The sequence below is a fragment of the Thiorhodospira sibirica ATCC 700588 genome (assembly GCF_000227725.2).
In the GTDB taxonomy this organism is placed as follows: Bacteria; Pseudomonadota; Gammaproteobacteria; order Ectothiorhodospirales; family Ectothiorhodospiraceae; genus Thiorhodospira; species Thiorhodospira sibirica.
In genome coordinates, this window is the sequence record NZ_MU255056.1 from 2,511,992 (window position 1) to 2,532,169 (window position 20,178).

Sequence of the window (20,178 nt, forward strand, 5' to 3'; positions counted from 1 at the left end):
GTTCTTCGCTGTAGGCGGGGAGAAAGCCGGTATCCAAGCCTTCACTGGCGCCAAGTTCATGGAGCATTCGCAGGATGCTGGGTTGGGAGGGTTTGAGAATGTGTACCGAGGTTTTGAGTAATTCGCCCTTGGCGCAAACCCGCTCAATCAGGGGTGTCACCGGGCTGGGTGGGAAGAAGACGGTGGCGGGTGGGGAAAATGGCGGTGAGGCGGTGGCTGTCTGCTGGGCTTCGAGTTCTTGCCAGCGAGCGATGATACGCATCCTCAAGACGGGATCATAACCACTGACCAAGGTTAGTGTAGTTAATTTATCCAGCCGGTACTGCGTTCGTTTTTTCCTTGCACATCAACATAAGATTCTGATTCACAATGCCAATCCAGATTTGGATCGGCCTCCAGGCGCGTAATCATGGTGCGTATGTCCCGCAGGATATGCGGATGTTGTTTCCGGTCAGGTCCGCAATTTCGCGGCTGGTCATGGATAATGCCGGATTCAAGAACGTTTGAGACATGAGCAAGTTTCTCCGTAAATTTAAGGATAAACCGCCGTATATAGTGCAAAGTATAGGGACGGCGGATTGCGCAAGGTTTGCACTACCGTTACAGAGAAACCGGCCACCGGGAAGGTGCCCTGCGCAAGCCACCACAGCGAAATGATAGGCAGGAAAAAACGCGCCGGATTATGGCGAGCGTGGGTTATGGTCTCTGTTTTCGGGGTGCAAATCCCGACACCATTTACACGGTGCATGGCAAGCTTAGGCAAGCCCATTCGCCCTGTCAACCGGGTGTGAAGGAGCGCCGAGTGGTACTCGGCCAGCTCCAACGCCAGGCTTAAAACCCGCCGAGTGCAACTCGGCGATCCCAATGGCGACATCATCCTGATGCCGCAAACAGAAAGCGACACCGGGAAGGTGTCGCCACGAAGGCCAAAAGCCCATTACTGTCGCGCGCGAACGAGACGCACCCGGTAAGCATAGTACTTGTAGTAATGGCTGACAGGACCGTTATCGAAGCCCACGCACCACGCATGGCCACTATTATAGGCATTGGGCGAGGACGACCAAAACCAACTAGATGGCGTGTTGGGAAAGGCCTGTTCTACGATGGTGGGACGGTGGTAACCGCCACTACAGAATGTAAAGTCAGCCTCCATGCCAAATTCCTGTGGTAAACCTGTGGAGCAGTAGACCAGGCTGCGCAGTTCGGTGCGATTAGGCAGACGAAAGCCTCCGGGAGGAGTCAGGGCGATGGCATCGTCCCAGGTAAACCTGCCAGCCTCGCCATCACAGGATTGCTGCGCTGAATTCCAGGTCTGCCCCACGGAGCAGCGCTGCCATTCCAGGTCGGTGGTGATGTCGCGGATGATGGAGCCGTCTTCGATGGGTAGATAGCGCCCGGCGATCAGATCATCATCCGGGCTGGAATCCGGTGTGCGAACGAGGCGTACCGAGCGATTATTATCAATAGATTCATAATTAACATAACCAGCATTAAAGGTTACATGCCACGCATAACCACCATCTCTTGCATAGGGCGATGATGACCAAAATGCTGTTGATGCTGTATTGGGAAAAACAGTGATATTAGCAGATGGAATACAGCTTCTTTCTACAATAGACATCAGTTCACGACGATTAGGTAAACGCCAATCTGTATAGCCTGCAAATTCAGTGTTTTGTGCGGTTTGCAGGGCACCAACCCAGGTGTAAGTTGATGCATCACCAATACAGGTATTGTTATCCCATATTTGACCCAAACTGCAGCGCATCCACATCAAGCCCGTTTTGGTATGTGTAGCTACACCATTTTCGTGCAATATAAAATCAGTGGTGGGAGTAGTAATGGGTACACTAGGATCTTGGCGCATACATATTACATCAGCTAGCACCGCAGCGGGCAAAGTGATTAACACCATCAACACGATGCCAAGCATATGGAATTTTATTCTTAAAAGCATTTTTCACGTTCTCTATTGTTCGTCGGGGTAAGCGTCAACGCTTGATTGATACTATAACGCTGATTAAAAGCATCAATATCGCTCCAGTAAGTAAATTTTGATAAGTGGAGCTGATGATTTTCTATGATTCCAAGGTGAATCTGAAAAATAATTCTAAAATATTAGCGTATCACACGAACGAGACGTATCCGTGCACGTTGTTCAGCTACCTTTTCATAATCGTTGACTAGGCCATCATAAAATCTCACACCCCATGCATACATATTTATAATGGACGTAGATGTGGATGACCAAAATACACTGGAACTCCCCTCAGGGAAGTAGTGAATATCAATAGCAGGATCAAAGCGCCCGGCATGGACAAGAGATTCCAGTTCATTGATGTCTGGAAGACGCCAGTCATTGGCGCCACACAAGCCCTGAGCGTTTACCGCTTGCACATAACCTAGTGTGTCGCAAGCACTGCCTACGCACCTACCGCCATTTTGTGTGCCTGCATCTCCGCCGTTGGTGTTGGGATCGGGGTTGTACCAGGAATAGGTGTGACCATGATAACGCAGGGTAGACTCATTGACCTTGACCTCCCAGATCAGACCGGTGACGTTATCTTGTACGCATGACCAGCGCGTGCCATCGGTTTCATTGCCGCCATCACTCCAAGGCATGTTCTGAATGGCCAGCGGTCTGCCGTTGGCATCGAGCTTGGTGTAGTCAAAGCCTGCCGCACCTGCGCCTATCTTTTGCAGTTGCCCTTGGCGTGCTAAGGCATCGCGGCCATGATCACCATCTTGGTCTGGAAAACCGGCAACCGGGCAGCTCAGGTTATTGCTGCTGTTATCGGCACACCAGTCAATGCCGGTGTCGTTTAACGGGATAGCACTGTTGATAACGACAGATGGGGGTTCAGTCTCAATTGCCTGCGGGGTGGCCGCAACTGCTCCGGTCAATATGGGGCTGTCGATGCCTTGGCCTTCAACTTGCAATACCACGTAATATTCCCTGCTATTATCCAGGCCACGGAGGGTGTAACCACTGCTGACATTGCTAAACATCTGGCCATTGGCGCAACGGCTGTAGTTACTGATATCGCAGTTGGCATCGCTTGAAATGAACAGGTTGTAGACATAGCCTGATGTTTCATTCCATGAAGCGGTGATCTGGCTATCACCGGCCTCAAGCCTTAACTCAGGTAGAGGGTGTTCAACCTCGTTTGGATTGCGAACGAGACGCACCCGGCTTGCATTGTCTTGGAAAGATCCGAAGATGCTACCGTTATCGAAGTCTACCTGCCACGCGCTAGTATCCATGCCAGAGCCTCCACTGTAGGATGACGACCAGAAATAAACGTAAGGTATAGGCATATTGGGAAATGCATGTTGCACGATGGTAGGACGCTGGAAATCGCCACTACAGCGTGTAAAGTTTGCATCCATACCAAATTCCTGTGGTTGGCCGGTGGAGCAATAGACCAGGCTACGTAACTCGGTAATATCAGGCAGGCGGAAACCTCTGGAATCTGTCAGTTGCATAGCATTATCAAGGGGATATCTAACCCAGTCAGCCTCGCCATCACAGGATTGCTGTGTGGCGTTCCAGGTCTGCCCCACGGCGCAACGCTGCCATTCCAGGTCGGTGGTGATGTCGCGGATGATGGAGCCGTCTTCGATGGGCAGGTAGCGCCCGGCGATTAGATCATCATCCGGGCTGGAATCCGGCGCGCGAACGAGACGCACCCGGAGAGTATTGCTCTTGTAGCCGTTGAGGACACGACCGTAATGGAAGTCCACGCCCCACGCATGGACACTACTATAGGCATGGGGCGAGGACGACCAAAACCAACTAGATGGCGTGTTGGGAAAGGCCTGTTCTACGATGGTCGGACGCTGGTAATCGCCACTGCACGCTGAAAAATTTGCATCCGTTCCGAACTCGTGTGGTTGACCTGTGGAGCAGTAGACCAGGCCGCGTAGTTCGGTGATATCAGGTAAACGAAAGCCACCGGGGGCAGTTAGGGTAACGGCATTGTCCCAGTTAAAGGTACTAGCGTCGCCATCACAGGATTGCAGCACTGCATTCCAGGTTTGCCCCACGGCGCAGCGCTGCCATTCCAGGTCGGTGGTGATATCGCGGATGATGGAGCCGTCTTCGATGGGCAGGTAGCGCCCGGCAATTAGGTCGTCATCAACGGTGGGCTGCGGCGCGCGAACGAGACGCACCCGGCTTGCAAAGCTCTTGCTGCTGCCGCTGACACGACCGCTATTGAAGCTCACGAGCCACGCATGGAGACTATTACCGGCATCGGGCGAAGACGACCAAAACCCAAGAGATGGCGTATTGGGAAAAGCCTGTTCTACGATGGTCGGACGCTGGTAATCGCCACTGCACATTGTATAGTCTGCATCCATACCAAATTCTTGTGGTAAACCTGTGGAGCAGTAGACCAGGCTGCGTAGTTCGGTGATATCCGGTAGACGAAAACCACCCGGGGCGGTCAGGGCAACGGCACTGCCCCAGCCAAACCCGCTAGTGTCGCCATCACAGCTTCGCTGCGTGGCATTCCAGGTTTGCCCCACGGCGCAGCGTTGCCATTCCAGGTTGGTGGTGATATCCCTGATGATGGAGCCGTCTTCGATGGGTAGGTAGCGCCCGGCGATCAATTGCGCCGTGGCGGCGTGTGGCGTGCCACTCACTACCGCACTGGGGCTGCTTTCAACCGTGTTGCGTTGACTGGTTAAGACAACATAATAGGTCGTGCCATTGTTAAGCCCGCTTACACGATGCTGTGTCACATTTCCCAGGACTACTCGCTGCGTAAAACTGTTATTGACATCTGGATGGATATTGGAATCCGTGCCGTAATACAGCACATACGCTGTGGCATTACTGACAGCATTCCAGGACAACTCGATACTTTGATCGGCTGCCACGGCCACAAGATTTCCCGGTGCCGGAGGTGGTTGTGTTGTTTCCACCACAGGCAAGGTGTTTGCCACAATCTGGCCATTTTGATCCACCTGAATGCGCGTATCGCTGCTGTTCTCACCTACCTTGATGCGTGGCGTTTCCCCTTGGCGGTTGACGGGTAAGCTGAGCATGAGATTACCCGCATGGCGAATCTCTACGCGGCCCGTATTGACATTGAAGCGGTATGTGTATTGATCGCTGTGTGGCAGGGTGAATTGCGCATGACGGGCAATAGCGGCGCTTAGATGTGCGATGCGGGCGTTGGTATCTTGCAGGATAATATCCAGCGTACCGTATTGGGTGTTAGGCCGTGGGTAAAGGTTGACGGTGCCACTGATCCAAACGGTGGTATTGGTGCTGTCAAGGTAAGCCGTGCCGCCATTTAACTGTAAAACGGTTGCCTGTACAGCGGGCAGGCTACTTAAGCCGAATAAGAGCAGTAGAAAGACGATGGTATGCCGTAGGCGGTGTTGGGATCGTAGTGAGTCCATGATGAGTCGATGCTCTAAGGTTGGGTTAGGTCAGTGCCTTTGGGGCGCGAGTGATGACCACGGGCGTTGTCAGGGAAAACAGGAACGTGTAAAGAGGCTCCAGATATCTGGCGCGTGGGTAGGATTTCTTGGTGCGGTTACGGTTTTGCGTGTTCACGTCCAGATGCCATGCTTATGTTTATCCCACAGGATTTTTGGATTGATCCTGATACGGGTAACGATATGCAAACAGCGCAGCAAAGGCAAGGCTTTTTTGATGAAAAAATTGATTTATATCAATCATTTGGCGTTTTGTGAACTATAAAATCTACCCGCGACTACACCGTGCAGAGGTGCATCGTTTTCGCTGTGTTTGTGTGTCGCTCAGGGGCGCTGGGGGCGGATGCCGCGAATGTCTTGCCACATGAGTAATAAATCCTCTGCCAGGACGTAGTAATCGAGGCTGCCTCGGCTGCGTGGGCTGTAGAGCTGGATGGGTTTTCTGGCGGCGAAGGCCTCGGCCAGGCGGATGTCGGTGCGGATGCCGCGCAGCAGGCGTTGGCGTCCGTATTGCAGGGAGATGTTGTCGAGTACGGATTGATGACATTCGACGCCGCGTTCGAGCATTACCGGCAAAAGTCCCAGGAGTTGCAGGTGGGGGTTGATGCTGCTGCCGATGCGGAAAAACAGCCGGGACAGTTGGCGCACGCCTTCGCCCGAGAGGTGATGCGGGAGCATCGGGATGAGGATGCCATTGGCGGCGGCCATGGCGTTCATGAGCAGGATGTCGAGGCTGGGCGGTGTGTCGATGACGATGATGTCGTAGTGTTCGGCAATCGCCGGGGCCTCTATCTGGCGTCGGAGCACCAGCAGATCTTTGGGGCCGCCGCCATGTTCGAAATTCTGGTCAGCAGGCACGAAATGCAGGCCGCTGACCAGGGTGGGCACGATGGCGCACACCAGGGCAAAATCTGGCTGCACGAACATGTCCTGCGCAGTGGGCGCACCGCGCGGACAGTTCACATCCAGCCCAACAGCCGCATGGCCTTGGGTGTCAAGGTCGATCAGCAAGACCTGATAATCGCGCTGGGCGAATTCCACGGCCAGATTGACGGCGGTGGTGGTCTTTCCGGTGCCGCCTTTGCGATTGGAGATGCTGACCACAAACGGGAGTGGGTTCACAAAAACAGCCCTTGCGAAAAAGCATCGTGGGTTGCGCCAAACCCGGGGCGTGCTGTATAGCGCCGGCGTTGCGGGCCTTTAGCGATGCAGGCGTGGCCCGATGCGGGCGGTTTTTACGCCATTGTGTTTGATCTGTACGATTTCAATGGGGTAATGGTCAATCAGCACGCTGGTATTGGCATCGGGAATATCTTCCAGGTACTCAAGAATCAGGCCATTGAGCGTTTTGGGGCCGCTTAGCCGAAAGTGTGAGCCAAGGACGCGGTTTAATTCGCGCAGATGGATGCCGCCATCGACAATGTAGCTACCATCGGCCTGCGGGATGACCTCCGGTGAGCGGGCGGCCGGGTCGCTGGTAAATTCGCCGACAATTTCTTCGAGCAAATCCTCCAGGGTGACCAGTCCTTGTATATCGCCGTATTCATCGACCACCAGGCCGATGCGGCGGCGTTCACGCTGGAAATTGATCAGCTGGCGGTTTAATGGCGTGCCCTCGGGGATGAAGTAGGGATCTTTGAGCAGCAGGCGCAATTCGTCGATGCTGAAACGATCCTCATAAATCAGTGCTAACACTTTGCGTAGATGGATAAAACCCAGGACCTGATCCAGATTGCCGACATAGACCGGCAGGCGGGTGTATTGGCTGTTTACCAGTTCGCTGGCCAGCTCATCTAAATCCTTTTCCAGGTTGAGGCCGATAATCTCGTTGCGCGGCACCATGATGTCTTCTACCGTGGCTTTTTCCAGGTCAAGAATATTGATCAGCATGCGTTGATGCTTGCGCGGAATCAGGCTGCCGGCCTCGTTGACGGCGCTGCGCAATTCTTCGCTGGACAGCGCCTGCTGTTGAGCTTCGTTGGCCCGCACGCCGAGCAGGCGCAAGACCGTATTGGATAAGAGGTTTATCGACCAGACCAGCGGGTAGAGGGGTTTTAATAGCAGCGCATAAACCCGGGCAGCCGGATAGGCCAGCCGTTCGGCATACAGGGCGCCAAAGGTTTTGGGTGCTACCTCGGCAAAGATTAACAGACACAGGGTTAACAGCCCGGTCGCCAGTGCGATGCCGATGTCGCCATACAGCCGATAGCCGATGTAGGTGGCTAACTGGGTGATCAGAATGTTGATCAGGTTATTGCCCAGCAAAATCAGGCCAATCAGCCGGTCTGGCTTGGCCAGCAGACGCTGGGCCTTGAGCGCGCCGCGATGCCCCGTTTGCGCTAAATGGCGCATACGGTAGCGGTTAAGCGACATGAGCGCGGTTTCTGAGCCGGAAAAAAAGGCCGAGCAAAGAAACAACGCGATCAGAACAGAAAATAAAACCGTGAGAGAAATGTTTTCCAAGGGCGGAAAAAACCTCAAATTTTGGCGGGTGCGTGGGGTGTCGTGCCGCCATGCGGCAACGACGCCAAGGTGTTCAGGCCGCTTTTCCAGGCGGCCTTAGATGATGCCAAACCGGGCGCGCTGCTCACAGGCAGGGCGTGGTTAGTGGCTGATCAAAGCCATGCTATTATAATGCCCCAGTACCCGTTTGACGTAATTTTGCGTTTCTGTGTAGGGCGGGATGCCGCCGTGGCGTTGCACGGCACCGGGGCCGGCGTTGTAGGCGGCCAGCGCCAGGCGGGTGTCGTGATTGAAGCGTTCCAGCATCCGTGCCAGATAGGTAATGCCGCCGCGAATATTCTGGCGGGCGTTGAAGGCATCATCCACCCCGACTTCGCGGGCCGTGCCGGGCATCAGTTGCATCAGCCCCTGAGCGCCCACGCGCGAGACGGCGAGACGATCAAAGCAGGATTCGACCATGATGACGGCGTGGACCAGGTTGGGATCAACCCGATAGTGTGCCGCGTAATGGCGGATGATCTCTTGATAGGGTGCAGCGCGATCACTCATGACGCGGCTGTTGACGCCCTGACAGGATGCCGTGGCGGTGGGGCGGCCATGGGTGCCGATGAAGGTGTAGCCGGCGCCCATGTCGCGCCGGTCAGTAAACCAGCGGGTGCCGTCTTTGTCACGATGGATGTAGATCTCGGCATGGACCAGCAGCGGTGCGCTGAGCAGGCTCAGCCCGGCCAGCCAAAGTGCCAGAGTGTAGGCGCTGCGGGGCGCGAGGCGAGGGCGGTGGCGACACCCGCCCAGCGGGATCATCCTCTTGAATAATGCATACATGGCGGCTGCGTATTCCCATCTAATTAAAATGTCGGAATGATTGACCGTGCGCGACGATACGATGTTATCCGCTGAGCGGGTATTTGCGGCCCTGCCTGAGCGCTTGCAGCACAGTTTGCCCAAGCCGCTGGTGTTGGCCTCGGTAGATTCTACCCATGCCATGCTGTTAGGCCAAGCGCGTAGTAAAAAGCACATCACATGCCAAATCTGTCTGGCGGAGTATCAAACGGCGGGGCGCGGTAGGCGCGGTTCTTGCTGGGTGATGCCTGCAGGCAGCGGTATTGCCTTATCCTTGCTCTGGCCAGTGGATGCATCAAGTGCGCTGGCACCCACACTGAGTCTGGCCTTTGGGGTGGTGATCGCCGAGGCGCTGGAACGGCTGGCGCCATCGCCAACGGCGCATATCGGTTTGAAATGGCCCAATGATCTGCTGGTCGAGGGTCAAAAACTCGGCGGTCTGATTTCTGAGGCGGTGTTTTGTGGGGGACAGCCCAGGGCCTTGGTGGTGAGCGTGGGACTGAATGTGTGTTTGCCCGCTGATGCACCGATTGATCAGGCCTGGACAGATCTGGTGCGCACCGGCCTGCAGCCGCCCAAGCCTTCGCGCTCGGTGATTGCGGCGGTGCTGATCACCGCTCTGGTGGATGTTCTTGACACCTATCCGGCTCACGGGTTTGCCGCCTATGCCCCGCGTTGGCAGGCGCGTGATGTGAGTCATGGGCGCGCGGTCAGCTTTATCCAGGCCGGTCAGACTATGCAGGGGATTGCCCAGGGGCTTGATCTTGAAGGTAATCTGCGGGTGCTGTGTCAGGGACAGACCTATACCCTACGTTCGGCGGAATGCAGTTTACGCATAGCCACTGACACACCCTCCCGGCGCTGAGCACGGTGTACTTGCCAGCGGGGCTGTGGCTGTCGATACTGTGCGCTATTGATGCGAGGGGGGTGCCGTTTTCCCACGCTGGCTGTGTGACCATCATTGAACCCGATCCATTAACCCTAAAGATAGCCAAGCTGATCATAAAGAAGGAGATGGGGCTGAGGGCGGTGCCTTGGCATCGCGTGCTATCCCTCCCTAGCCTTTCGCGGTTAGGCCGTCCCGCGCAAAATCCATGAAATCACGTTATGCTCATGATGCAATGTCCGCCGATGATCAAGATAGTGTCTATCAAAGCATCAGCCGCCGCATTGATGGCTTTTTGTACCGTTGCCGCAGCGACACCAGTTTCAGCATGGTGGTGATGAGTGGCGCGGTTAAGGAGATCACCGGTTACAGCGAAAAGGATTTTCTGGAAGGGCGACGGGTCAGCTACGCCAATCTGATTCATCCAGACGACGCCACCGTGGTCAATGATGCCATCAAGAAAGCCAACGCCAAAAAAACCAACTGGCGGGTCGATTACCGTCTGCAAAAACCCGGCGGTAAACACTGCTGGGTCACGGAAAGCGGGGGGGCGATTTTTGATGAACATGGCGAGCCGCTATTTCTTGAAGGTCTGGTCATCAATATCAGTGACCGCAAGGATCTGGAGGCTGAGCGGCGGCGGCGGCTTGATGAGGTTGGCCAGACCAGCAGCTCGATTATCAGCGAGACGCAAAAGATTTTGCAGATCCTGCGCACCCTCAAGATGCTCAGCCTGAATGCCAGCATTGAGGCAGCCCGTGCCGGTGAAGCAGGGCGCGGTTTTGCCGTGGTGGCGGATAAGGTCAAGGAGTTGGCGGATGAAACCGGCGAATCGGCAGAAACCATCACCGCCTTGATGAGTGAGCTCAAGCGGCTGGTCATGGCCGAGTCCATGGCCGAATCGGAGCATCACTAAACACGTATGTCTAGTTATACCGCCTCGGATATCGAGGTTTTATCCGGACTGGACCCGGTGCGCAAGCGTCCGGGGATGTATACCGACACCACGCGCCCCAATCATCTGGCCCAGGAGGTGATCGACAACGCGGTGGATGAGGCCATTGCCGGTTTTGCCAAACGCATTGCGGTGGTGTTGTATGCCGATGGCGCCTTGTCAGTCACCGATGATGGCCGGGGGATGCCGGTGGATCTGCATCCCCAGGAAAAGCGTCCGGGGGTTGAGGTGATTCTGACCACCTTGCATGCGGGCGGCAAGTTTTCCCATAAAAATTACCGTTTCTCCGGAGGGCTGCATGGGGTGGGGGTGTCGGTGGTCAATGCGCTGTCTTCGCGCCTGGAGGTGAATATTCGCCGCGAGGGCAAAGAGTATGCGATGCACTTTGTGGATGGCTACCCGGCCAGCAAGCTTTTGCAGATTGGTACAGTGGGGCAGCGTAACACCGGCACCCGGGTGCATTTTTGGCCGAATCCGCACTACTTTGACAGTGTGAAATTTTCCGTTTCCCGACTCACCCATATTTTACGCGCCAAGGCGGTACTGTGTCCGGGCCTGCACATCACCTTTTATGACCAGGCCCAGGATGCCTTTCAGGAATGGCATTATCAGGCTGGGCTGAAGGAGTATCTGCAGGGGCTGTTGCACGGTTTTGAGTATTTGCCGGATGAGCCGCTGCTTGGGGCGCTCAGCGGCGAGACTCAGGCCGCCGAGTGGGCCGTGGCCTGGCTAACGGAGGGCAGCGCCGAAACGCTCAGTGAAAGCTATGTGAACCTGATTCCCACCGTGTCGGGCGGTACGCATGTCAATGGCTTGCGCACGGGCCTGACCGAGGCCCTGCGTGAGTTCTGCCAATATCGCAATCTCTTGCCCAAAAACCTTAAAATCAGCGCCGATGATGTCTGGGAGGACGTGGCCTATATCCTGTCTTGTAAATTGCAGGAACCGCAGTTTTCCGGCCAGACCAAGGAGCGGCTGTCCTCACGCGAGGCCGCCGCGTTTATCGCCGGGGGCGTAAAAGACAGCCTGAGCCTGTGGCTCAATCAGCATCCCAATACCGGCGAGCGCATTGCCGAGCGGGTGATTGCCCGGGCGCATAGCCGTGCCCGTCTGGGGCGCAAGGTGGCACGCAAACGCCTCACCCAGGGGCCGATGTTGCCGGGCAAGCTGGCCGATTGTGCCAGTCAGGATTTAAACCGCACCGAGCTGTTTTTGGTGGAAGGTGATTCTGCCGGGGGATCGGCCAAACAGGCGCGTGATCGTGATTTTCAGGCCATTTTGCCATTACGTGGTAAGATTCTTAATACGTGGGAGGTCGCGGTCGATCAGTTATTGGCTTCGCGCGAGGTGCATGATATTGCCCTGGCCATCGGCGCAGAGCCCGGCAGTGAGGATCTGCGCGGTCTGCGCTACGGCAAGATCTGCATCCTTGCCGATGCCGATTCCGACGGGGCACACATTGCTACCCTGCTGTGCGGGCTGTTTGTGCGTCATTTTCCCGCGCTGGTGCAGCAGGGGCATGTGTATGTGGCGATGCCACCACTGTTTCGCATTGATGTGGGTAAAGAGATTTTTTATGCCCTGGATGAGGCAGAAAAACAGGGGATTCTGGCACGCATTGAGGCGGAAGCTAAACGCGCTAAAATCAGCGTGACCCGTTTCAAGGGACTGGGCGAGATGAACCCCTTGCAGCTGCGGGAAACCACCATGGACCCGGATACGCGCCGCTTGGTGCAGCTAGGTCTGGAGGATGTCGCGCAGACCCTGGATACTCTGGATCGGCTGCTGGCAAAAAAACGTGCCGCCGATCGTCGGCGCTGGTTAGAAGATGCCGGCAATCTGGCCGATCCTTCTTAGAAAGAACGGTTATTATGGCTTTTCAATACGGCACACGGTTGAGCAGGAACTGATGACAGATGAATTAGTCAAGGCCGAAGGGCTTTATCGTTATTACGGGCCGCATTGTGCGGTGGCCAACCTGGATTTATCCTTGCATCGCGGCGAGGTTTTGGGCTTGCTCGGGCCAAATGGGGCCGGCAAATCCTCAACCCTGCAGATGCTTACCGGAAATCTGGCCCCCAGTGCCGGACGCATCCGCATCAATGGTGAGGATTTGCTCGATGAGCCGCGCAAAGCCAAACGGCATATTGGTTATTTACCCGAGCAGCCGCCCTTATATCGTGATCTGACGGTGCGCGAGTACCTGCGCTATTGTGCGCGCTTACATGCCGTGCCGGGGCGGGAGGTGCAATCTGCGGTGGATCAAGCCTGTGCGCGCTGTGGCCTGAAAACGGTCAGCCGCCGCTTGATCGGTCATCTCTCCAAGGGGTATCAGCAGCGCGTGGGCATTGCCCAGGCAATTATCCATCGCCCGGCAGTGATTGTGCTTGATGAGCCGACGGTGGGGCTTGATCCCCTGCAGATTCAGGAAATTCGCCGCCTGATCCAGGAACTGGCCAGTGAACATGGGGTGATTTTATCGACCCATATTCTGCCCGAGGTGCAAAGCGTGTGTTCACGGGTGCAAATCGTCCACCACGGACGCACAGTGTTCTCGGCCCTATTGAGTGAGCTGGATCGAAATGCCTCCGGCGCGGTGTTAGCCCGCTTTGCCAATCCACCCGCCGTGGAGGTCTTGCAGCAGCTTGAGGGGGTGCGCGAGGTCGAGGTGCTGGCTGATGGACATATCCGCCTGGTGCCCCACGCCAAGATGGCACTGGCGGAAGGCATTGCCGAACAGGCGGTGGCTCACGGCTGGCGCTTGCAGGAATTACTCACCGAGCAGGCCAATCTGGAGCGTATCTTCACTGATGTGGTGTATCACGAACGCAATGCCGCCACTGCCCCAGAGGCCACCCAGGAGAAGGCTTTATCATGATATTTGTCATTGCCGCCAATGAACTTCGCCGCATGTTCTACAGCCCTTTGGCCTGGTTTATTCTGGCCATGCTGTTATTGATCGAGGGGCTGTTGTTTTTGGTCTTTATCGAGACCTTCTTGACTCAGGTGCAGCCGCGTTTTGCCGGCATTGATGGCGCACCGGGCGTGACCGATTCGGTGATTTCGCCGCTGTTTTTGTGGGCAGGGGTGTTGATGCTGGGAGTGATGCCGCTGTTGACCATGCGCCTGTTCAGCGAGGAACGGGCGCGTCAAACCTTGGTATTATTGCGCTCCGCTCCGCTATCGACCACGCAGATGGTGCTGGGGAAATTTTTTGGCTTGCTGGGGTTTATTCTGGCGATGCTGGCCTTGATCTTACTGATGCCGCTGGCCTTGGCGCCCTTTACCAGCCTGGATTGGGGTAAGCTTTTAAGCGGTGCGCTGGGATTGTTTTTGCTCAGCGCCTCCTTTGGCGCCGCCGGGCTTTATCTGTCCACCCTGACCGCACAGCCCACCATTGCCGCTGTCAGCAGCTTTGGCTTGCTGCTGTTTTTGGTGGTGTTATATCTTTCCGGTAGCTCGCCGGGCACGGCCTCGGAACTGTTCGTCTATTTATCGCATTTCGGGCATTTCATCGCCTTTTTGGAAGGGCTGTTTGATACCCGCCATTTAAGCTATTACCTATTATTCATCGCCGCGTTTCTGATTCTGGCCGTGCGTCGCTTAGATAACGAAACCCTCAACCGTTAAATCAGCCAAGCCTTTAAACTCATGCAGATCAGTTCTCGTTCACGCTGGCAGATACGCTTGCAAAATGCCCTGTTTGTGGTGTTGTTTCTGGGTGTCATTGGCCTGCTGGCCTGGCTCAGTCAGCAGCATTACCGCGAAATCGACTTAAGCGCCGGGGCGCGCAATTCACTCACCGAGCAAAGCCGTCAATTATTGCAGGCGCTCGAAGGCCCTGTGCAGTTTACCGCCTTTGTGCAGGATGACCCCGGTCTGCACCAGGCGATCACTAAGCGCATTGGCATGTATCAGCGCGTCAAGCCCGATATTAGCCTGCATCTGGTCAACCCGGATTTAAACCCCGATGCGGCGCTGGCTGCCGGGATTACCCGCCAGGGGCAAATGCTGATTACCTGGGCTGAGCGGCAACAGCGCGTCGAAAGCCTCGCCGAACAGGAAATCGGTCAGGCGCTGCAACGCCTGCTGCGGGCAGAAGACCGCTGGCTGGTTTTTGTTGAGGGCTTTGGAGAGCGCTCCCTGCAGGATTCTGGGAGTCGGGGACTGAGCCAGCTACAGGGCCTGCTGGAACGCAGCGGGTTTATGGTCAGCGGCCAGAACCTGATTCGCAACCCCACGCTGCCCGAGCTGGCCAGTGCTCTGGTGCTGGCCGGTCCAGTCAACGCGATGCCAGAAGGGGTTCAGCGTGCGCTGCGTGATGAGCTGGCGCGGGGGCGCTCGCTGCTGTGGCTGGCAGAACCCAACACCCAAACCGGTCTGGATGATTTAGCCGCCGATCTGGGCATTGCCTTTATCGACGGGGTGGTGGTGGATGCTAATCTGGAATTGCGCGCCCTGATGGGGATTGATCATCCGGCGGTGATTCCGGTGGTGGACTATGGCGGGCATCCATTGACCCGTGAACTCAATGTCCACACCCTGTTCCCCGTAGCTGTGGCCATTGATCTGGATCTGGAAAGTGCCTGGGATGCGCGTCCCTTTTTGATCACGCTGCCGCGTACCTGGGCAGAAACCGGCCCGCTGGAAGGCGAGCTGACCTTGGATGAAACGGCTGGTGATCGGCCCGGCCCGCTGGTGTTGGGATTGAGCCTGAGCCGTGAGCATCCCGAAGCGGGAGAGCAGCGGGTGGTGGTGATCGGCGACAGCGATTTTATCGGCAATCACTACCTGGGCTATGGCGGCAATCTGGATCTGGCCATGAATGTCTTTAACTGGTTGACCCAGGATGACACCCTGCTGTCCATCAATCCACGCAGTGCACCGGACACCCGTCTGGACATCGGCGAACGCACGCTGATTGCCCTCGGGGTCATTTTCTTAATCATGTTGCCACTCACCCTTCTGGCGATAGGCATCGCTATCTGGATTGCGAGGCGCCGTTCATGAGCACTGCACATCGTCGTCGTTTATGGATCAACCTGAGTCTGGCGATCATCGTGATTTTGCTGTTGAGCCTGGCCTGGTGGCTGGATCAAAAAGATGAAGAACAAGATGCCGCTGAGCCCTTGCTGAACTTGAGCAGCGAGGCATTGACCCGCATTGAGATTGGCTCAGCCTCCGCTGACAGCCGCGCAGTGGTACTGACGCGGGATGCGGAGGATAAATGGTGGGTGAGCGCACCGATTCAGCACCCTGCCAATCCCGGTCGGGTGCATCAACTCACGCGCTTGCTGGCCTTAACGCCGACGGTCCGTTACAGCGTTGAAGATGAGATGCAGTTACACAGCTTTGGTCTGAGCAACCCCCAGCATATCGTGCGCTTTAATGATATTCGCCTGAGTCTGGGGCAGGTCAATCCGGTCACCCGGCAACGCTATGCGCGAGTGGATGATGGCGATATTCTGCTGATTCCCGATTATCTGACCCGGGACCTGCCGCAAAATTTTGCCGCCTATGTCAGCCCGCGCCTGCTGCCCGAAGGGGTCGAGATCGTCAAGGTGGAATTGCCACAGGCCACCTTAAGCTATGATGGCGATCACTGGGAGGCCTCGCCAGCGGATACCGTCGATGCGGTGCAGGCGCGGCTACTGGCGGATACCTGGGAGGAGATGGTGGCGGCTGGCGCTGAAGCCTTGGGCTCACAGACACCTGAGTATGAATTGACCCTGCATCTGGATAGCGGCGAGCAAATCACCTTTCAGGTTCTGGAGACTGAGCCGGTCCTGCGGCTGGCGCGTCCCGACCTGGGGATTGTCTATATCCTGCCCGCTGGGTGGGGGCATGATTTGATCATCCGCTAGGCCCTGTCACCGTGTATGCGCCCCCATGCTGACTGAAGCTGATCTTTCCACTGCGTGCCCGCGTGTTCACCTGCACCTTGCGCCGTTCACCGCGTCCACGCAGGTCACGCAGTCTCTGATCCAGATCGGCTTTGGTGAAGCGCATCAGGCCAGCACCGCACATCCAGGCCTGTTGCAGGTGGGTCTGCCGCCATTGGGGCAGACCTTGGGGCTGGAATGCTGGGAAGTCAGCGGCCCGATTGAGCGGGGCCAGGTGGACGGGCTGGCCTATAACTATACCGAAGATTTTCTCTTTGGCTGGCTGTTGCTGGAAGACAGCGCGCACGGTGACGCCTTTCAACGCATCAGTGCCCACGCCTATACCCAGTTACTGGGCTTTGTCCGCGAGAGTGGTTATCCGCATATTCTGCGCATCTGGAATTATTTTTCGGCCATTCATCAACTTAGCGACGGTCTGGATCGTTATCAGCAATTCTGTCTGGGGCGGCATCAGGCACTGTGCCGCGCCGCCTTGCAGGAAAGCGAACTGCCCGCCGCTACCGCCATCGGCACCGCAACACCGGGGCTTTTGATTTATTTTCTTGCCGGCAAACAGCCCGGTCAACAACTCGAAAACCCCCGACAGCTTAGCGCCTTTCAGTATCCACGCCGTTACGGTCCGCAAAGCCCTTCCTTTTCGCGGGCCACCCTAAGCCATTGCGGCCAGCACAGGCAGTTGTATATCTCCGGCACTGCCAGCATTGTGGGTCACGAAACCGTGCATCAGGACCCCATCGCCCAAAGCACAGAAATCATCAACAATCTCAAGGCCTTGCTTGAGCAAGCCCGGCTGGGTATCGAGCACCCCGGTGCGCTGGATCTGATCAAAGTCTATGTGCGCGATCCGGCCATGCAACCGGCCATTGCCCATTATCTTCAGCAGGTGCTGGGCGGGCATGAGGCCATCATTTATCTGCGCGGGGATATTTGCCGTACTGACCTGCTGGTTGAGATTGAAGCGCTATGCCTGAATTGCCCGAAGTAGAGACCACCCGGCGCGGCATTGCGCCGTATCTCATCGGACGCCGGATTATTGGCGTTACCGTCAGAAATCCCCGGTTACGCTGGCCCATCGCCCCAGACCTTGCAAGCACACTGTGCGGTCAGCGCATTCATGCGGTAACGCGGCGCGCTAAATACCTGCTCTTGGCCGCTGATACCGGCCAGCTTTTGCTGCATCTGGGCATGTCGGGCAGTCTGCGCATCAGTACGCCCGCGCAGGCTTATAAAAAGCATGACCATGTGCAATGGCATTTAGAAGACGATATCGCCATGCGTTTGCACGATCCACGTCGTTTTGGCTGCGTGCTCTGGCTTTCTGGGGAGCACAGCGCCACTCATCCGCTGCTGGCCGGACTGGGGCCAGAGCCACTGGAGGATGTCTTTGATGCGGCCTACCTGTATCACTACACGCGCTCGCGAATCATACCCATCAAGGTGTTGATCATGCAGGCGCGCTGCGTGGTCGGTGTTGGCAACATTTATGCATCAGAATCCCTGTTTATGGCCGGAATACGGCCCGGTACCGCCGCCGCCCGGCTGAGTAAAGCCCGCTGTGCACGGTTGGTGACGGCGATCAAGACGGTGTTACAGGCCGCCATTGCGCAGGGTGGTACCACCTTGCGCGATTTTGTCCGCGAAGACGGCCAGCATGGCTATTTTCGCCAGCAATTGCAGGTGTATCAGCGTGACGGCCAGCCGTGCCACCACTGCCACAGCCTGATCAAAAAGGCCGTGCATGGGCAGCGTGCCAGCTATTATTGCCCCGCCTGTCAGGCTTAACGCCCACAGATGCAGGCGCGTCTTGAGCGGCGGGCGGCGCAGGCAGGGCCCAGATCGTGACCCTAAGCCTGGCATCCCCTCTAACTGAACCCAGCAGGAACCGAGACTGACATGCGCAACAACCAGCCGATCACGCAAAAAGAATACGTCTTGCCTGAAGGGAGCGTCATCATCTCCTATACCGACCTCAAGGGGCTGATCACTCACGCCAATGAGGATTTTATCGAGGCCTCCGGCTTTGAGCGTGATGAACTGATGGGCAAGCCGCACAATATCGTGCGTCACCCGGATGTCCCCGTCGAGGCCTTTCGTGATTTATGGGATACCATCCAGAACGGACGCCCGTGGGAAGGCATCGTCAAAAACCGGCGCAAAAACGGGGATCATTACTGGGTGAAGGCCACCGCCACGCCCCTGCCCAATAACAGCGGCTATATGAGCGTGCGGATTGCGCCCACCCGTGAAGAGATCAAAAGCGCAGAGATACTGTATGCCGCGATGCGCAAAAACCCCAACATCCGCCTGGCCGGTGGACTGTTATACCAGCCGGGAATCATCGGCGCGCTGCGGCGGGTTTATGCGCGCCTGCCCTTGCTGGCCAAAATCCTCCTGCCCACCGTGTTGATCGCGCTGCTGGGCGGCCTTGGCGGTACCGTCTGGCTTGCTCTCATGCTGGAAGGGGCATGGTGGCCGATGGCCCTCGGGGTAGGTCTGCCGCTGCTGCTGACCCTTGCTGCACTGGCGACGCTGCTACACCAGCAAACCCGGCGCCTTGGCCGGATTGCCACAGCTGCCCAGGCCATTTGTGCGGATGACTATACCCATTCACTGCCCTATGGCGGCGAAGACGATGTGATGGTATTGGCCTGTGCCGTGGCCTTTATGCGCAACCGCATGGCCGAGATGGTATTTAGCCTGCGTCAGGGACTGGAAAAACTCAACGACAGTGCGCGAGGCTTGGCCCAATCCAGCCATAACACGGCCACTGGCGCAGAAAATCAATCAGCCGCCGCCATTACCATCTCGGCGGCGGTGGAAGAATTATCGGCCTCCATTCGTACCCTGGAAACGGACGCCGGCGAGACGCAAAACATTGCGGTGGATGCCGGACATGCCTCGCGCCGGGCGGCCAAGACAGTGCATGATGCGGCGCTGGAAATCGCCCATATTGCCAAGGCCGTCAATCACGCCGCCGCTGAATTGAGTGAACTGGAAAACATCTCGCAAGAAATCGGCAAAATCGTCAACAGCATTCATGAAATTGCCGAACAAACCAACCTGCTGGCGCTCAACGCCGCCATTGAGGCCGCTCGCGCCGGGGAGCGCGGACGCGGCTTTGCCGTCGTTGCCGATGAGGTGCGCAATCTCGCCTCACGCACCACCAAGGCCACCGCTGAAATTGGCAATATGGTGGAACGCATCCAGGCGCGCACCGAGCAAACCGTCGGTGAGATGAAACACAGCGCGTCTCTGGTCGATGATGGGGTACGCTCTGCCCATGATGCCGGGGATCAGGTCGCCGCACTGGAAGACAAGACCCAGCGCGTGGAACAGTCCATCACCCACATCTACGAACTGCTGCAACAACAAGCACTGGCCACCGACGAGATTGCCGGCAATGTCGATGGGGTGGCCCACACCGCCGAGGATAATCTCGACGCCGCTCGCCAGGTGGCCAACGCCGCCAGCGAAGTCGAATACATGGCGCAAACCCTCACCCGTCTGGCCTGGCGCAAATAAAATACCGCAGATGCGCGTTTCAGGGCACTCAATCTATATCAGTTTGTTATAAACTTAGCATATAAAAACATGCCATGGAGCGGCCCCGCCCCAGCTCGGCGATACAAGGCCACGCGGGAGCGTGGCGCGCCATCTCACATACACATAACACCTGC

The 20,178-nt window shown here is 56.7% G+C and carries 16 protein-coding genes and 1 pseudogene; 11 read left to right on the forward strand and 6 right to left on the reverse strand.

Annotated elements, in window-relative coordinates; all coding sequences use genetic code 11:
- From THISIDRAFT_RS11710 to THISIDRAFT_RS11720, 3 genes and pseudogenes are all read right to left on the reverse strand, one after another.
- Positions 1-262 (reverse strand): annotated as a pseudogene (locus THISIDRAFT_RS11710) (hypothetical protein); the annotation flags it as partial.
- A 675-nt stretch (positions 263-937) separates the two neighbouring features.
- Positions 938-1,933, reverse strand: coding sequence for an Lcl C-terminal domain-containing protein (locus THISIDRAFT_RS11715; protein WP_159098519.1), 996 nt, complete (start codon positions 1,931-1,933; stop codon positions 938-940).
- A 185-nt stretch (positions 1,934-2,118) separates the two neighbouring features.
- Positions 2,119-5,412: an Lcl domain-containing protein gene (locus THISIDRAFT_RS11720; RefSeq protein WP_006787377.1), complete on the reverse strand. Its 3,294-nt coding sequence runs from the start codon at positions 5,410-5,412 to the stop codon at positions 2,119-2,121.
- 66 nt (positions 5,413-5,478) lie between these two features.
- On the opposite strand from THISIDRAFT_RS11720, the gene THISIDRAFT_RS11725 reads away from it, so the two are divergent.
- Complete coding sequence (locus tag THISIDRAFT_RS11725) at positions 5,479-5,709, forward strand: hypothetical protein (protein WP_139063951.1); 231 nt, start codon at positions 5,479-5,481, stop codon at positions 5,707-5,709.
- 66 nt (positions 5,710-5,775) lie between these two features.
- Here the strand turns inward: THISIDRAFT_RS11725 and THISIDRAFT_RS11730 are convergent, their stop codons facing one another.
- The 3 genes from THISIDRAFT_RS11730 to THISIDRAFT_RS11740 form a co-directional block, all read right to left on the reverse strand.
- On the reverse strand, positions 5,776-6,573 hold the full coding sequence (locus THISIDRAFT_RS11730; protein ID WP_006787378.1) for a ParA family protein: 798 nt from the start codon (positions 6,571-6,573) through the stop codon (positions 5,776-5,778).
- Between the two features lie 78 nt (positions 6,574-6,651).
- The gene (locus THISIDRAFT_RS11735; protein ID WP_006787379.1) at positions 6,652-7,914 is read right to left on the reverse strand and encodes an HlyC/CorC family transporter; all 1,263 of its coding nucleotides are present in this window, start codon (positions 7,912-7,914) and stop codon (positions 6,652-6,654) included.
- Positions 7,915-8,055: 141 nt separating this feature from the next.
- A complete protein-coding gene (locus tag THISIDRAFT_RS11740) occupies positions 8,056-8,739 on the reverse strand; it encodes a lytic transglycosylase domain-containing protein (RefSeq protein WP_006787380.1) in 684 nt (227 codons plus the stop codon).
- Positions 8,740-8,785: 46 nt separating this feature from the next.
- Between THISIDRAFT_RS11740 and THISIDRAFT_RS11745 the strand changes: the two genes are divergently transcribed.
- From THISIDRAFT_RS11745 to THISIDRAFT_RS11790, 10 genes are all read left to right on the forward strand, one after another.
- Entirely contained in the window at positions 8,786-9,622 is an 837-nt protein-coding gene (locus THISIDRAFT_RS11745; protein ID WP_139064011.1) for a biotin--[acetyl-CoA-carboxylase] ligase, read from the forward strand.
- A gap of 229 nt (positions 9,623-9,851) precedes the next feature.
- The gene (locus tag THISIDRAFT_RS15120) at positions 9,852-10,559 is read left to right on the forward strand and encodes a methyl-accepting chemotaxis protein (protein ID WP_139064012.1); all 708 of its coding nucleotides are present in this window, start codon (positions 9,852-9,854) and stop codon (positions 10,557-10,559) included.
- Positions 10,560-10,565: 6 nt separating this feature from the next.
- Positions 10,566-12,455, forward strand: a complete 1,890-nt coding sequence (gene parE / locus THISIDRAFT_RS11755; protein ID WP_006787383.1) for a DNA topoisomerase IV subunit B — start codon at positions 10,566-10,568, stop codon at positions 12,453-12,455.
- A 52-nt stretch (positions 12,456-12,507) separates the two neighbouring features.
- Positions 12,508-13,476: an ABC transporter ATP-binding protein gene (locus THISIDRAFT_RS11760; RefSeq protein WP_006787384.1), complete on the forward strand. Its 969-nt coding sequence runs from the start codon at positions 12,508-12,510 to the stop codon at positions 13,474-13,476.
- A complete protein-coding gene (locus THISIDRAFT_RS11765) occupies positions 13,473-14,228 on the forward strand; it encodes an ABC transporter permease (protein ID WP_006787385.1) in 756 nt (251 codons plus the stop codon). Before THISIDRAFT_RS11760 ends, THISIDRAFT_RS11765 begins: the two co-directional genes overlap by 4 nt.
- Positions 14,229-14,249: 21 nt before the next feature.
- Positions 14,250-15,608, forward strand: coding sequence for a GldG family protein (locus THISIDRAFT_RS11770; protein WP_006787386.1), 1,359 nt, complete (start codon positions 14,250-14,252; stop codon positions 15,606-15,608).
- Positions 15,605-16,462: a DUF4340 domain-containing protein gene (locus THISIDRAFT_RS11775; RefSeq protein ID WP_006787387.1), complete on the forward strand. Its 858-nt coding sequence runs from the start codon at positions 15,605-15,607 to the stop codon at positions 16,460-16,462. Before THISIDRAFT_RS11770 ends, THISIDRAFT_RS11775 begins: the two co-directional genes overlap by 4 nt.
- Positions 16,463-16,487: 25 nt before the next feature.
- Positions 16,488-17,486, forward strand: coding sequence for a chorismate transformation FkbO/Hyg5 family protein (locus THISIDRAFT_RS11780; protein ID WP_006787388.1), 999 nt, complete (start codon positions 16,488-16,490; stop codon positions 17,484-17,486).
- On the forward strand, positions 17,465-18,283 hold the full coding sequence (mutM, locus tag THISIDRAFT_RS11785; protein WP_006787389.1) for a bifunctional DNA-formamidopyrimidine glycosylase/DNA-(apurinic or apyrimidinic site) lyase: 819 nt from the start codon (positions 17,465-17,467) through the stop codon (positions 18,281-18,283). Before THISIDRAFT_RS11780 ends, mutM begins: the two co-directional genes overlap by 22 nt.
- 111 nt (positions 18,284-18,394) lie before the next feature.
- The gene (locus THISIDRAFT_RS11790; protein ID WP_006787390.1) at positions 18,395-20,023 is read left to right on the forward strand and encodes a methyl-accepting chemotaxis protein; all 1,629 of its coding nucleotides are present in this window, start codon (positions 18,395-18,397) and stop codon (positions 20,021-20,023) included.
- Positions 20,024-20,178: the final 155 nt, after the last annotated feature.

Bases quoted from the DNA above. Each gene is read 5' to 3' on its own strand.
- THISIDRAFT_RS11715 (WP_159098519.1), bottom strand. From the start codon at position 1,933: ATGCTTGGCATCGTGTTGATGGTGTTAATCACTTTGCCCGCTGCGGTG.
- THISIDRAFT_RS11720 (WP_006787377.1), bottom strand. From the start codon at position 5,412: ATGGACTCACTACGATCCCAACACCGCCTACGGCATACCATCGTCTTT.
- THISIDRAFT_RS11740 (WP_006787380.1), bottom strand. From the start codon at position 8,739: ATGTATGCATTATTCAAGAGGATGATCCCGCTGGGCGGGTGTCGCCAC.
- THISIDRAFT_RS15120 (WP_139064012.1), top strand. From the start codon at position 9,852: ATGAAATCACGTTATGCTCATGATGCAATGTCCGCCGATGATCAAGAT.
- parE (WP_006787383.1), top strand. From the start codon at position 10,566: ATGTCTAGTTATACCGCCTCGGATATCGAGGTTTTATCCGGACTGGAC.
- THISIDRAFT_RS11760 (WP_006787384.1), top strand. From the start codon at position 12,508: ATGACAGATGAATTAGTCAAGGCCGAAGGGCTTTATCGTTATTACGGG.
- THISIDRAFT_RS11765 (WP_006787385.1), top strand. From the start codon at position 13,473: ATGATATTTGTCATTGCCGCCAATGAACTTCGCCGCATGTTCTACAGC.
- THISIDRAFT_RS11770 (WP_006787386.1), top strand. From the start codon at position 14,250: ATGCAGATCAGTTCTCGTTCACGCTGGCAGATACGCTTGCAAAATGCC.
- THISIDRAFT_RS11775 (WP_006787387.1), top strand. From the start codon at position 15,605: ATGAGCACTGCACATCGTCGTCGTTTATGGATCAACCTGAGTCTGGCG.
- THISIDRAFT_RS11780 (WP_006787388.1), top strand. From the start codon at position 16,488: ATGCTGACTGAAGCTGATCTTTCCACTGCGTGCCCGCGTGTTCACCTG.
- mutM (WP_006787389.1), top strand. From the start codon at position 17,465: ATGCCTGAATTGCCCGAAGTAGAGACCACCCGGCGCGGCATTGCGCCG.
- THISIDRAFT_RS11790 (WP_006787390.1), top strand. From the start codon at position 18,395: ATGCGCAACAACCAGCCGATCACGCAAAAAGAATACGTCTTGCCTGAA.